Raw genomic sequence first — 14,294 nt, 5'->3', positions numbered from 1 at the left:
CAGTTGTTATCCCAGGGGTGAGTGATTAAAAAAAGTAAAGAGAACTGAATCAAGCGTATAAACATAGGTGATATCGTTATCATAATTAGACTTTATAACACTTAGCAGTCGAAAGACTACTTGGGGTTGTATGGTCAAGTAATGAAGCGCACATGGTGGATGCCTTGGCAGTCAGAGGCGATGAAAGACGTGACAGCCTGCGATAAGCTTCGGGGAGGCGGCAATATCCTGTGATCCGGAGATTTCTGAATGGGGAAACCCACCTACCATAAGGTAGGTATCTTGTACTTGTACAAGAAGCGAACGAGGGGAAGTGAAACATCTCAGTACCCTTAGGAATAGACATCAAATGAGATTCCCCTAGTAGCGGCGAGCGAACGGGGAGAAGCCGATTAATGCTAATGTAGAAGAACAGCGTGGGAAAGCTGACCGTAGTAGGTGATAGTCCTGTATTCGAAACATTAGCGTTAACATATTAAGTAGAGCGGGGCACGAGAAATCCTGTTTGAAGATGGGGGGACCATCCTCCAAGGCTAAATACTCCTGACTGACCGATAGTGAACCAGTACCGTGAGGGAAAGGCGAAAAGAACCCCTGTGAGGGGAGTGAAATAGAACCTGAAACCGTGTGCGTACAAGCAGTGGGAGCCTTAATTTATTAGGGTGACCGCGTACCTTTTGTATAATGGGTCAGCGACTTATATTCTGTAGCAAGGTTAACCGTTTAGGGGAGCCGTAGGGAAACCGAGTCTTAATAGGGCGTTTAGTTGCAGGGTATAGACCCGAAACCGAGTGATCTATCCATGAGCAGGTTGAAAGTGCCGTAACAGGCACCGGAGGACCGAACCCACTGTCGTTGAAAAGCCAGGGGATGACTTGTGGATAGGGGTGAAAGGCTAATCAAACTCGGTGATAGCTGGTTCTCCCCGAAAGCTATTTAGGTAGCGCCTCGGACGAACACCATTGGGGGTAGAGCACTGTTTCGGCTAGGGGGTCATACCGACTTACCAAACCGATGCAAACTCCGAATACCGATGAGTGATATCCGGGAGACACACAGTGGGTGCTAACGTCCATTGTGGAGAGGGAAACAACCCAGACCGCCAGCTAAGGCCCCAAATTCCTAGTTAAGTGGGAAACGAGGTGGGAAGGCATAGACAGCTAGGAGGTTGGCTTAGAAGCAGCCATCCTTTAAAGAAAGCGTAATAGCTCACTAGTCGAGTCGGCCCGCGCGGAAGATGTAACGGGGCTCAAACTAGGAGCCGAAGCTGCGGATTTGAATTTGTTTTCAAGTGGTAGGGGAGCGTTGTGTAAGCCTGTGAAGGTGTGTCGTAAGGCATGCTGGAGGTATCACAAGAGCGAATGCTGACGTGAGTAACGATAATGCGAGTGAAAAGCTCGCACGCCGGAAGATCAAGGGTTCCAGTCCAACGTTAATCGGGGCTGGGTGAGTCGACCCCTAAGGCGAGGCCGAAAGGCGTAGTCGATGGGAAATCGGTTAATATTCCGATACTTGTTTATAATGCGATGGAGGGACGGAGAAGGTTATGTCAGCCTGGCGTTGGTTGTCCAGGTGAAAGGATGTAGGCTTACAACTTAGGTAAATCCGGGTTGTTATATGGCTGAGATCTGATAGCAAGCTGTACTTGTACAGTGAAGTGGCAAATACCATGCTTCCAGGAAAAGCTTCTAAGCAATAGTTATAAACGAATCGTACCCTAAACCGACACAGGTGATCAGGTAGAGAATACCAAGGCGCTTGAGAGAACTCTGCTGAAGGAACTAGGCAAAATGGTACCGTAACTTCGGGAGAAGGTACGCTGCTGATGGTGATAGGACACGCTCCTTGAGCTGTTGGCAGTCGCAGATACCAGGCTGCTGCAACTGTTTATTAAAAACACAGCACTCTGCAAACACGAAAGTGGACGTATAGGGTGTGATGTCTGCCCGGTGCTGGAAGGTTAATTGATGGGGTTAGCGTAAGCGAAGCTCTTGATCGAAGCCCCAGTAAACGGCGGCCGTAACTATAACGGTCCTAAGGTAGCGAAATTCCTTGTCGGGTAAGTTCCGACCTGCACGAATGACATAATGATGGCAGCGCTGTCTCCAGCAGAGACTCAGTGAAATCGAAATCGCAGTGAAGATGCTGTGTACCCGCGGCTAGACGGAAAGACCCCGTGAACCTTTACTACAGCTTTACATTGAACTTTGACCTGACTTGTGCAGGATAGGTGGGAGGCTTTGAAGCCGAGACGCTAGTCTCGGTGGAGCCAATCTTGAAATACCACCCTGGTCATGTTGGGGTTCTAACTCAGGTATAACAATACCGAGGACAATGTATGGTGGGTAGTTTGACTGGGGCGGTCTCCTCCTAAAGAGTAACGGAGGAGTACGAAGGTGCGCTCAGACCGGTCGGAAATCGGTCGTAGAGTATAAAGGCAAAAGCGCGCTTAACTGCGAGACCCACAAGTCGAGCAGGTACGAAAGTAGGTCTTAGTGATCCGGTGGTTCTGTATGGAAGGGCCATCGCTCAACGGATAAAAGGTACTCTGGGGATAACAGGCTGATACCGCCCAAGAGTTCATATCGACGGCGGTGTTTGGCACCTCGATGTCGGCTCATCTCATCCTAGGGCTGAAGCAGGTCCTAAGGGTATGGCTGTTCGCCATTTAAAGAGGTACGCGAGCTGGGTTTAGAACGTCGTGAGACAGTTCGGTCCCTATCTACCGTGGGCGTTGGAAATTTGAGAGGATCTGCTCCTAGTACGAGAGGACCAGAGTGGACGAACCTCTGGTGTTCGGGTTGTCACGCCAGTGGCATTGCCCGGTAGCTACGTTCGGATGGGATAACCGCTGAAAGCATCTAAGCGGGAAGCCCACCTCAAGATTAGATTTCCCTAAAGAGCCGTTGAAGACTACGACGTTGATAGGCAGGGTGTGGAAGTGCAGCGATGCATGTAGCTAACCTGTACTAATTGCTCGTTTGGCTTGACCATACAACACCCAAGTGGTTTGTATGAAAGCTCTAATTAATCTATCTTGTATAAGCGAAAGCTTATAGAAACGAGAGAATATTTCGATATCACCTTTAACCTTGATTCAGTTAGGTTACAAGTTGATCGACCATAAACTAAACACTTATAGTCAAACAATAAAAATAACAGACTCATATCTAACCCCCTTTGCTGACGACAATAGCATGATGGCACCACCTGATCCCTTCCCGAACTCAGAAGTGAAACATCATTGCGCCAATGGTAGTGTGGGTTCGCCCATGTGAGAGTAGGTCATCGTCAGCTCTCTATTCAAAGTAAAACCCCCCAACGTTAATTCGTTGGGGGGTTTTCTTTGTCTAGGGGTTGGGACATTAAGTATAATTTTACACTTAATCTAACTTACTTTTATAATTCACACTCTATAAGTGTATTTTCTATTTGAATTGACGATTTTTTTGTTTAAATGCTATGCAATTTTATGAATATATTTTCTAGTCCTGCCATCAAAATGATTTGACTTATATTATAGCTGCTAATTTTAAACTAGATTTTTATTACAGGTATGTAAAAGATATATTTGAAACTTGTAAGTTATTACATCTGGTATAGATTGGATTATTTACCAGTGATGTATTACTCCTCACGATTATCAAAAGGAATTGATAATGAAGCTAGCTCCTCTTTTTTCAATTGGTGCCTTAGCGGCTGTTAGTCTTTTAGGCTGCTCTAACCAATCTTCTAACACGACTGATGGCTCATCAGCAACCTCTCAAGAAACGACCGTTTTACGCTTCTCTCACTTTTGGCCAGCAACCTCTTCTATCAGCACAGAGGTTTTTGAACCTTGGGCAAAGCAAATTGAAACAGATTCTAATGGTCGCTTAAAAGTAGAGTTGTATCCTTCCGCGGGTCTTGCCAAAGCAGATGTTACGTACGAATCTGCTGCTAAGGTACGATAGATATCGGCTCACAAGCACATGGTTATACCAGTGGTCGTTTTCCTTTAACTCAAATCACTGAACTTCCTGGTTTATCAAACTCAGCGACTCAAATGGGTTGTATGCTTCAGACTCTTTATGAGGATGGCACGCTTGCTAGTGAATACGAAGATTCTCATTTGCTATTTATGTATGGTGCTGGGCCTGGCTCACTGCATACTACGGATAAGTTGATTCGGACTCCTGAAGACATGAAAGGCATGCGCATCCGCCGCCCTTCTGCGGTCGCGGGTGACATTATCGAGAGTGCTGGGGCGTCACCAGTAGGATTGCCTGCTAATGATATGTATACCTCGCTACAGCGCGGCGTCGTCGAGGGTTGAGCTTTCCATGGGAGGCCGTAACAGCGTTCAAATTGACGAAATCACCAAATATCATACCAACATTCCTTTTTATAGTTCGGCGCTGATGGTTACTATGAATAAGGATAAATATAACAACTTACCTGATGATTTAAAGCAAGTGTTGGATAAAAACTCAGGAATGGCATTGGCGAATAAAGTTGGTGAAGTGTTTGATAAGCATGATCAAATGGCCATTCAAGCTGCTAAAGCTAAAGGCGATGAGATCGTTGAAATTCCTGATCCATTGAATGATCCTGATTGGAAAGGACCACTTGAAAAGGGTACTAAAAAATATCTAAGTGATGTCAATGCTTTGGGTTTAGATGCTGATAGTGTCTATGAGAAAGCAAAAGCTGCCAGTGCCGCTTGTAAAGTGGTATAACCCATTGGAGGTGTCACATGGCATTTTTAGTAAAAATCAGCATTTTAATCTCTAGATTATGCCAGTTTATTGGTGGTGTCAGTCTTATTATTATTGTCCTCATAACGATGCTCGATGTGACTGCTCGTTATATTTCAAGCTGACTGGTGGTGAGTTTGGCTTTACTGTTAAAGGCAGTGTAGAGATCGTTTCTTACTTCATGCTCTTTGCTTTACTTGCTGCCTTTGGCGCTTTCGTCGAACGCTCACAAATCATCGTTGATGTCTTTACCCAAAAAATGCCGCAAGCCGTTAAAGGCTATATGATGGGCGTCTTTATGATGGGCTTTTTTATCATCGGTATCGTTTTTGCTTGGGGGCTTTATGAGAGTGCTGTTGATGCCATAGCATACGGCAAAGTCACTCAAGACCTTCGATTATCAATGATGCCCATCTATGCATTTAGTGCATTTTTAAGTCTCTTACTCGCCATTCGCTCATTAATCGAATCCATCATATCTTTAAAACGGGCGAGTTCTTTGACGCCGAGGAGACAGGCGCATGAGTCCAGAAATTATTGGAGCCATTGGCTTAATCGTCATGATCCTGCTTGTTGTCCTGCGAGTTCCAGTGGCGCTTGCCATGTTAGGTGTTGGATTGGTTGGTTTTGGCGCAGTGACGGCACCCAGTGGTGCATTACAAATGCTTAAAGATATTCCGGTAGATGTGTTAGCCAAATATGACTTTAGTGCGATTCCCTTATTTATTTTAATGGGAGTCTTTGCTACCCATTCAGGGATGGCAGGGAAATTGTTTGAAGCTACCCGAACTATTTTTGGGGGAGTGAGGGGCAGTTTGGGTATCGCTGGCATAGGATCGTCTGGTATTTTTGCTTCTATCTCAGGCTCATCCTTAGCCACAGCATCCACTATGACCAAGGTTGCGCTGCCACAAATGGAGAAGTATGGTTATCAACCAGGTTTTGCCTGTGGTATTTTAGCAGCGGGTGGCACGTTAGGTATTATGATTCCGCCTAGCATTGCGCTACTGGTTTATGCCATCTTAACCCAGCAGTCAGTCGGTGACATGTTCATCGCTGGTTTCTTGCCTGGGATTTTGGGCATGGTGATGTATTCAATCACTGTTATGATTATGGTACGCTGGAAGCCGCATTTAGCGCGTCGCGGTGAGCCTACTTCTTGGAAAGCCAAGCTGCTGTCATTGACGGGACTCATACCATTTAGCTTTATTTTCATTGTGATTATCGCTGGTATTTTCTTTGGGTTATTTACTCCGACAGAAGGAGCAGCAGTCGGTGCGTTTGTTTCTTGGGCCTATGCTTTTGCCAAAGGTATGCGTATAAAAGGTCTAAAGCAATCTTTGATTGAAACGCTTGCATTATCAGCGGTGGTATTCTTTATGCTGCTGGGTGCAGAAGCCTTGGGTTACTTTATCTCCGTCTCACGCTTGTCTTATACGCTAGCGACTTGGATTGGTACATTAGCAGTTAGCCCAATGATTGTACTGATCTGTATCTTAATCATGTACTTCCTCTTAGGGTTGTTCATGGATGCTTTGGCGATGCTGGTCATTACTATTCCAGTGGTATATCCAATCATTGTGGCGTTAGGGTTTGATCCCGTATGGTTTGGTATCATCGCTGTATTGACAGTAGAGCTTGGACTGATTACGCCGCCGATGGGGATGAATATCTTTGTGATTAAGGCAATGGCACCGCATATTAAGCTGTCTGATATGTTTCGCGGGGTCGCACCGTTCATTGTCTCTGATCTGATTCGACTGGTTATTTTGGTCGCCTTTCCAGCAATATCTTTAGTGCTGCTAACGTAAGCGCTATTGATAAAAGGAAGCTTAGAAAATCATAGCTGCGTCGTTCATTTGTATTGTTTATTAATAGGGCCATATTGTTTTCATAACAATATGGCTTTTTTATGATAAAAGAAAAAATCGGCGTAATAATTCTATGGTTAAATTATTCCACATAAAGTCACATTATGAGACACTTTCTGAGCGGTCATTTTGATTACTTAAAAAGTAGTTTTTATACTAAATGACATTATACGTGGATAACTTTTCTTATCATTCTAAGGGCTTGTGAATGTAGTAAACTGGTTGGCATTTCCGATAGATAACTTTATAAGTAGAGAAAATCATGGCAGTCGATTTTAGTAATACGCTCATCGTCGCGATTTCTGCAACGGCACTTTTTAATTTAACAGAATCAGAAAATTATTTGCTAGAGCTGCTAGAGCAGAGACCTGCAAGCGCCATAAAAGAATTTCGAGACTATATGACCAAGCGTGAGAACGATGCTCTCAGTATTGGTGCTGGTTATCCATTAATTAAAGCTCTATTAAATCTGAATAATTATTGCAATGATGGCATGCAAGATTTACAGGTTGAGACACCTTTGGTGGAAGTGGTCATTGTTTCAAAGAGTAGTCCAGATACGGGCATTCAAGTCCTCAATGCAATTCTTGAACATGAGCTGACTATCTCACGCTCGGCATTTATTTCAGGCAGTCCTGTGGCTCCTTATATTAAAGACTTCAATGTCGATCTATTTTTGACGACCAATCGCGAAGATGCCCAGCAAGTGGCTGATGCCAATATCTGCGCTTGTGCGATACTCGACGCAACCCCTGTCAATACTTATGAGTTAGATACCGATCAGCTACGTATTGCTTTTGATGGTGATGCGGTGCTGTTTGATGATTCAGGTGAGCTACTGTACAAGCAAAAAGGACTGCGTGCTTTTCACGATCGCGAAATACAGATGCGTGATTTACCCATTGAAAAAGGCCCTTATGCTGAATTGTTGATTAAACTATCAAATTTACAGGAACGTCTACCTGCTGGTCTCAAGTATTCTCCAATAAAGATTGCATTGGTGACAGCTCGCAACGCACCTGCTGATCTGCGTGCGATTAAGACATTGCGAGAGTGGGGCGTCAATGTTGATATGGCGTTTTTCTTAGGAGGTTTAGAAAAAACAGCGGTACTTAGAACGTTTGCACCTCATATCTTTTTTGATGATTCTATCAAACATATCGATGCCGCTCGTCGTTTTGTGCCCACCGCTTTAGTGCCTTATCACTCGACGTCGTTATTACATAGTGACAGTTATTTGATGACTGGCAAAGAGGCTGCATTGTTAGATTTTACACCTGTAACACGCTCCACTGCTACGCTGAGTCATTAAAATATCGCTAAAAACATGGATTAAAAGAATAGGGCATTATATGAATTGGCAGCAACTGCTTAGCTTGATTATGATACGAATAAAGCAGGTTATAGGCTTATATGCTTTTGTATTAATACCGATGTGGGGCATGTTTTTTTTAAATGAAGTGGCATTATTTGGCATGTGGAATATCTTTGGGATTGTGCCTCGTGCCTTGGATGTGGGCAGCATGATTGGAGTATTTGCGTCATGGACGATGCATGGCAATTTTTCACATTTGCTTGGTAACACTTTGACGTTGTTACAGATTTTATTTTTGTTTGGATTGTTTGAGAAGAATGCTTATCGAACAGTGATTAAGCTCATTATCGCGTCTGGATTGGTCACTTGGATCATTGGCTCGCCATTGTCAATTCATGTTGGCGCATCAGGGCTATGCTTCGCGATGCTCGGCTATATGATAGGTGGTGCTGTATTTGCGCGGCGTTGGGGTTATTTGATTGCCTGTATTGTCATGGGTACTGGCTATTGGTTGACCATCAAGCAAGGATTGATGCCGCAACAAGGTATTTCGTTTGCGGCGCACTTCGGTGGTCTATGCGCTGGATTGCTGTTAGGCGCTAATTCTAAGCATACTTATACCGCAACTTCTCAGCGCAACTGAATACATGACTATAATATAAGCTGTCTTAAATCCCTTAGTAATCAGATGTTTTAGCAGGGTTTTATTTGCATATTTATGAGGAGGTTAGCTTTTATCAGTACAGATACTAATGAACAACGGGTCATCGGTTGCCAACTCTCGCCATGCTGTTGTTTGCTTGACATGTTCATCAATCGTTAGCTTACTGTCTTTTTCGGGTATGACATAATCGGCACGCGCAGGAATACGACAGTCTATAACTTGTGGTACTTTCTGCACACTTCTGCGTCTTTCAAACAGATATAAATTAACCAAATATACATCTGGATTGTCTACCTGCACGCTAGCGTTGGCGGTATCGGCAGCGATAAAACGTAATATTTGCGGTTTGATATAAGACCATGGGCGAAACCACTCGGTGCTTTTTGCTACTTTGACGACTTGCACGCCTGCTGGTAACTTGCTCACTTGCTGACCATACCAGTTATACTTGGTGTATTTGAAAGGCAAACATACCAATCGCAGCAAACAAAGGAATAAGCCACTTTGGTGCGCGTTTGCCAGCCAGTTTACTGAGGTGAGTTATAATGAGTGCCAGACCAGCCATGCCAAATGCGGCAGCAATGGTAGCGATAAACTCAAAAAGCATAAAATCTTCCTTAATGCGTTAAGCACTTTTAGTTGAGCGCTTTTAACTAGGGCGTGTCCTCATTTTAAAAATGGTAATAAAAATGAGATAAATTGCCGTCAAACAAGGAAAGTAGCGCAAATAATATCGAGATATTGATAAGCTATTTGACGATGTTTGGTAAAATTTAGCCATTTTTAGCCCATTTAGAGGGTAATCGATTTAATTGAGGACACGCCCTAAGCATAGTTAATAAAGTATATTCAATAAAGCAAAATCTAACATTTTTTATAATCAATAAGAGATAAAAAAATCACTCACAAGCAGCTACTGCCTGTGAGTGATATATAGTAACTGAAGATATATTCTCATTTATACACTTAGTGGTCGACTGCACCGCCTGCGCCACGTGGAGAGCGGACACTTTCAACCAACTCTTGAATGTGTAATGGTGGGGGAGCAGTAGCATAAGAGACAGCAAACGCTACGATAAAGTTAAGCAACGCCCCAATCGCACCAAATGATAGTGGTGAGATACCAAACAACCAATACTCTGCCGTATCAGGGAAGTTCGCTGTACCGCTAATGAAGAACCAACCTTTAAAGACAAAGATATAAACAAGGATACTAATCAGACCTGTTAGCATACCAGCGATGGCACCAACATTATTGATCCGTTTAGAGAAAATACCCATCATCAGTGCAGGGAAGAGCGATGCACCAGCGATACCGAATGCTAATGCGACTACCTGTGCGGCAAACCCTGGTGGATTTATTCCTAACCAAGTAGCAACTACAATCGCAACACCCATCGTAATACGCGCAACTCTTAATTCGCCTTTATCAGTAATGTTTGGATTAAGGTTTCGTTTAATCAAGTCATGACTGATCGCTGACGAAATAGCGAGTAGTAGGCCTGCTGTTGAAAGCGCTGCTGCCAAACCACCTGCGGCGATAAGACCAATAACCCATGGTGGAAGATTCGCAATTTCTGGGTTAGCTAATACTAAGATATCGGCATTGACATCCAGCTCATTACCCTTCCAGCCTGCTGCGGTAAAGCGTCCATCAAGTTCTAGATCCTGTGCGACACGTGCAGTCTCTACAGCTGCAGTGGCAGCGGCTACATCGCCACCATCCGCTTGTGCAGCACTCAAGGCAAGCTCAGCGGCACCAAGTCCACTGTCGTTGTACATTTGGATACGACCATCATTATTAAGATCATTATATTTAATAAGGCCGGTATCTTCCCATGTCTTCATCCAGTCTGGACGTTGATCATAGTTTATAGGTGCTTCTGCCACCCCTTGTGGATAAATCGTATCAATCAGGTTTAAACGTGCCATTGCACCTACGGCAGGAGCAGTGAAGTATAGTAGCGAGATAAATACCAACGTCCAACCAGCAGTCCAACGCGCATCAGCGACTTTAGGGACGGTGAAGAATCGGATGATAACGTGTGGTAGACCTGCTGTACCAATCATGAGCGATAAGGTAAATAGCACCATGTTTAGCTTGTTAGGAACGTCAGCGGTATAAGCCGTGAAACCCAAATCAGTAACCACCTGATCTAGCTTGGTTAAGATAGGAACGCCTGCTTCCACATGGTTTGAAAACAAGCCCAAACCTGGAATTGGATTGCCTGTTAACTCAAGTGAGATGAAAACAGCAGGAATGGTATATGCAATCATTAGAACCACATACTGCGCTACCTGCGTATAAGTAATCCCTTTCATACCACCAAGTACAGCGTAGAAGAAGACAACAACCGCAGCAATCAGTAGACCAGTAGTGTTTTCAACTTCCAAGAAGCGTGAGAAAGCGACACCAGCACCCGTCATCTGACCAATAACATAAGTCGTTGACGCGATAATCAAACAAATTACGGCAATCATTGCTGCCGTTTTTGAATAAAAACGGTCACCGATGAAGTCAGGTACCGTAAACTTACCAAATTTACGTAAATAAGGTGCTAGGAGCATTGCCAGTAGTACATAACCACCTGTCCAACCCATCAAATAAGTTGATGCGCCATAACCGCCAGCGGCAAGAATACCTGCCATCGAAATAAATGACGCAGCACTCATCCAGTCAGCAGCCGTTGCCATACCGTTGACGACAGGGTGAACACCGCCGCCTGCTACGTAGAATTCACTCGTTGTGCCAGCACGTGCCCAAATTGCAATACCGAAGTATAGAGCGAAAGATAGACCTACAAAAATAATATTAATCGTAAATTGACTCATGGGGCTATTCCTCGTCTACGCCGTATTGTTTATCTAACTTATTCATACGCCAAGCGTAGAAGAAAATTAAAACGATAAATACCCCAATGGATCCTTGCTGAGCAAACCAAAAGCCCAAGTCGGTACCACCGATTTTAATACCTGCTAAGAGAGGACGTAACAAAATCCCAAACCCGTATGAGCATAGCGCCCAAATAAATAGGCTACCTAAAATGAGACGGACATTGGCACGCCAATAACCGGATGGATCGTTGTGGTTTTCCATAGGACAACTCCTTTTGCCTAACATAAAAACAAGATTACTGATTTGAGCCTGACAAGTTATTTTGCTTTAGCATGTATCACATGATGGAAGACAGTTCGATACGTTGTCTATAAACGAATCCTAAAATCAGTTTATAGGCTGATAAAGCAGAATGACCAACCAGTAGTAAGTAACCCAATATTATCGAAAAAAAAGCAGATTTCTATTAATCAAAGCACTACGAAAAATACTTTTCTGTGGTTCGATTTTGCTAAAAATTTACATTGTAAAATATGGCTGTGGGTCGACTATAACCTAAACATCTAACAAGAATTATGGGCTATAGAATGACTGGATTTATAGTATATAGAGATGAGGATTTATGGAGGAGGGTCGTATTGATTGACAGTCCTCTGTCTTATTATGCTCATCATCCCTGATGATATTGTCTTAAATTTCAACTTATTATTCATGCCAATAAGTATTGCAAGAAATATTTATGAACTTATTGGGAATATATACAATATTGACTTAATTAACAATAAATAAATTTTATTTACTTTATGTAACTAAATGTTTGCTTTATGGAAACCATGGTCAACTTATGTTAGAGAGAGCAGCTAAAAAAAAGGCCGTTGCTCAGGTGTTGTGCTAAAACCCTATTTATATAAGGATTTAGTTTTATAGAGGTATTAGAGCATTATTAGCAATAAAAGTCATTCATTCTATAATATAGCCAATACTTTACTCAATAAATATTATGGCAGTGACTATTTTTTGGAATGGTGTTTATATGAATACGTTTTAAAATCTATTTGTTGACCTAGTCTCAAAGTTTTCTTTAGTATTTCATATAAAAAATATTTTTTTGACTTTTATCTAAATACCTTACAAAAGTTCGTAGTTATTTAATTTTATAATAGAGGTTTGAAATAGTTAAATAATCTCTAGTCAGTTAAAATGTAGCGACAGGATGTTAGTGATTTACTTTGCCAGTATATTGATCAGATATTTACTGTTTCATGAGTAGGCAGAGGGATTAGTAAGCATTTTTAAATATCATTAATCACATCAATCCATAAAATACTAGCAGTATAAAATGTAAGTGAGAGGATAGCAGGTATGGTGAAGGGATAGCAGGTTGGTTAATAGCATCGTCAATTATGGTGTCAGTATTATTTGGGGCAACAATGATTGGTTGATTGCAAGTAACCCTTGGTATGGATTACTGATGTTCGTACTGATTGGTGCAGGTTTGTATTTTACCATTGCCACACGTTTTATTCAGTTTCGCCACTTTGGGCATATGTGGCAGCTATTGCGCGTGTCCAATCAAGGGCGTAAAGATGGCGGTATCAGCTCATTTGAGGCGCTGATGACCTCATTGGCAGCGCGGGTCGGTACAGGTAATTTAGCAGGGGTTGCAATCGCGATTTACCTTGGCGGTCCGGGTGCCGTGTTTTGGATGTGATGACTGCGATCGTCGGTATGTCGACCAGTTTTATCGAATCAACATTAGCACAAGCCTATAAAGTGCCGCACAATGACAATGTTTACCGCGGTGGACCGGCTTATTATATCGAAAAAGGTCTCGGTCAGCGCTGGCTAGCGATATTTTTCTCATTATGCTTATTAGTAGCGTTCGGCTTAGCCTTTAATGGCGTGCAGTCAAATACCATCGCACAAGCGACCAACGAAGCATTTGGGGTTCCAACGTGGATGACAGGTTTGGTATTGGTCGTATTAGTTGCGCCAGTGGTATTCGGTGGTTTGCGCTCGGTTGCTCGTATTGCGGGTAAAATCGTACCCGTTATGGCGATTCTCTATATCTTATTGGCCTTGTTCATTATCGTGACGAATTTTAGTCAATTCCCAGCGGCGATTGTGTTAATTGTTAAATCAGCATTTGGTTTTGAGCAAGCAGCAGGCGGGGTGATTGGTTATGGTATTGCTCAGGCAATGATTAACGGTATCAAGCGCGGTCTGTTTTCAAATGAAGCGGGTATGGGTTCAGCGCCTAATGCGGCGGCAACGGCGAAGAGTCACCCCGATCATCCAGCGGTGCAAGGATTTATGCAAATGCTGGGTGTGTTTATGGATACCCTTGTCATTTGTACGGCAACGGCGTCAATTATTATTTTGTCCGGTGTGGTCGATCCTAGTGTTGAGCAAGAAGGTATTCAGCTGACGCAGTTGGCACTGTCGCAATATGTGGGTGATATGGGTGTTATCTTCGTTGCGATTGCTATTTTCTTCTTCTCTTTCACCTCTATCATTGCCAATTATAGCTATGGTGAGTCAAATCTTGAATTCATCTCTGGTGCCAAAAATGCCAAAGTCATGATCATGATATTCCGCTTTATGGTACTTGGCATGGTATTTGTGGGTGCTATTGCGAGTCTTCCTGCCATATGGAACTTCGCTGACTTATCAATGGGTCTAATGGCACTCGTTAACTTAGTGGCTATTTTAATCTTGTCACCCGTAGCACTGCGCATATTGCGTGATTACGAGCGTCAGATTAAAGAAGGTAAAACTGGCGATCAAATCAAGTTTAATCCTGATGACTTTGTGAAGCTTAAAAACGAAGCCAATCGTGATGCATGGACGGATTAATCTCACCTGATTAAAG

General features: G+C 43.2%; 8 protein-coding genes, 2 rRNA genes and 2 pseudogenes. 8 read left to right on the top strand and 4 right to left on the bottom strand.

Annotated elements, in window-relative coordinates; all coding sequences use genetic code 11:
- Window positions 1-132 precede the first annotated feature (132 nt).
- The 7 genes and pseudogenes from G7Y90_RS01855 to G7Y90_RS01825 all read left to right on the top strand — a co-directional run bounded on the left by G7Y90_RS01855 (window position 133) and on the right by G7Y90_RS01825 (window position 8,565).
- A 23S ribosomal RNA gene (locus tag G7Y90_RS01855) occupies window positions 133-2,994 on the top strand.
- A 188-nt stretch (window positions 2,995-3,182) separates the two neighbouring features.
- Window positions 3,183-3,297, top strand: a 5S ribosomal RNA gene (rrf, locus tag G7Y90_RS01850).
- Window positions 3,298-3,659: 362 nt separating this feature from the next.
- Window positions 3,660-4,718, top strand: a pseudogene (locus G7Y90_RS01845) (TRAP transporter substrate-binding protein).
- A gap of 58 nt (window positions 4,719-4,776) precedes the next feature.
- Complete coding sequence (locus tag G7Y90_RS01840) at window positions 4,777-5,406, top strand: TRAP transporter small permease (RefSeq protein WP_250163233.1); 630 nt, start codon at window positions 4,777-4,779, stop codon at window positions 5,404-5,406.
- Window positions 5,297-6,547, top strand: a complete 1,251-nt coding sequence (locus tag G7Y90_RS01835; RefSeq protein ID WP_250164035.1) for a TRAP transporter large permease — start codon at window positions 5,297-5,299, stop codon at window positions 6,545-6,547. The genes G7Y90_RS01840 and G7Y90_RS01835 overlap by 110 nt, the downstream gene beginning before the upstream one ends.
- Before the next feature lie 322 nt (window positions 6,548-6,869).
- Window positions 6,870-7,919, top strand: a complete 1,050-nt coding sequence (locus G7Y90_RS01830) for a 5'-nucleotidase (RefSeq protein WP_201560842.1) — start codon at window positions 6,870-6,872, stop codon at window positions 7,917-7,919.
- A gap of 40 nt (window positions 7,920-7,959) precedes the next feature.
- Complete coding sequence (locus tag G7Y90_RS01825; RefSeq protein ID WP_045448040.1) at window positions 7,960-8,565, top strand: rhomboid family intramembrane serine protease; 606 nt, start codon at window positions 7,960-7,962, stop codon at window positions 8,563-8,565.
- A gap of 84 nt (window positions 8,566-8,649) precedes the next feature.
- Here the strand turns inward: G7Y90_RS01825 and G7Y90_RS01820 are convergent, their stop codons facing one another.
- From G7Y90_RS01820 to G7Y90_RS01805, 4 genes are all read right to left on the bottom strand, one after another.
- Window positions 8,650-9,012 (bottom strand): hypothetical protein, encoded by a 363-nt coding sequence (locus G7Y90_RS01820; protein ID WP_250163232.1) that lies wholly within the window; start codon window positions 9,010-9,012, stop codon window positions 8,650-8,652.
- A gap of 16 nt (window positions 9,013-9,028) precedes the next feature.
- Window positions 9,029-9,193: a hypothetical protein gene (locus G7Y90_RS01815; protein ID WP_250163231.1), complete on the bottom strand. Its 165-nt coding sequence runs from the start codon at window positions 9,191-9,193 to the stop codon at window positions 9,029-9,031.
- A 359-nt stretch (window positions 9,194-9,552) separates the two neighbouring features.
- Window positions 9,553-11,418 (bottom strand): sodium:solute symporter family protein, encoded by a 1,866-nt coding sequence (locus tag G7Y90_RS01810; protein WP_250163230.1) that lies wholly within the window; start codon window positions 11,416-11,418, stop codon window positions 9,553-9,555.
- Between the two features lie 4 nt (window positions 11,419-11,422).
- The gene (locus tag G7Y90_RS01805) at window positions 11,423-11,683 is read right to left on the bottom strand and encodes a DUF4212 domain-containing protein (protein WP_045448034.1); all 261 of its coding nucleotides are present in this window, start codon (window positions 11,681-11,683) and stop codon (window positions 11,423-11,425) included.
- 1,112 nt (window positions 11,684-12,795) lie between these two features.
- Between G7Y90_RS01805 and G7Y90_RS01800 the strand changes: the two are divergent.
- Window positions 12,796-14,278 (top strand): annotated as a pseudogene (locus G7Y90_RS01800) (alanine/glycine:cation symporter family protein).
- The last annotated feature ends 16 nt before the right edge of the window (window positions 14,279-14,294 follow it).

Source organism: Psychrobacter sp. WY6 (genome assembly GCF_018448495.1).
In the GTDB taxonomy this organism is placed as follows: Bacteria; Pseudomonadota; Gammaproteobacteria; order Pseudomonadales; family Moraxellaceae; genus Psychrobacter.
Note: the sequence above shows the minus strand (reverse complement) of the source record. Positions and strands in the feature narration are given on the sequence as shown.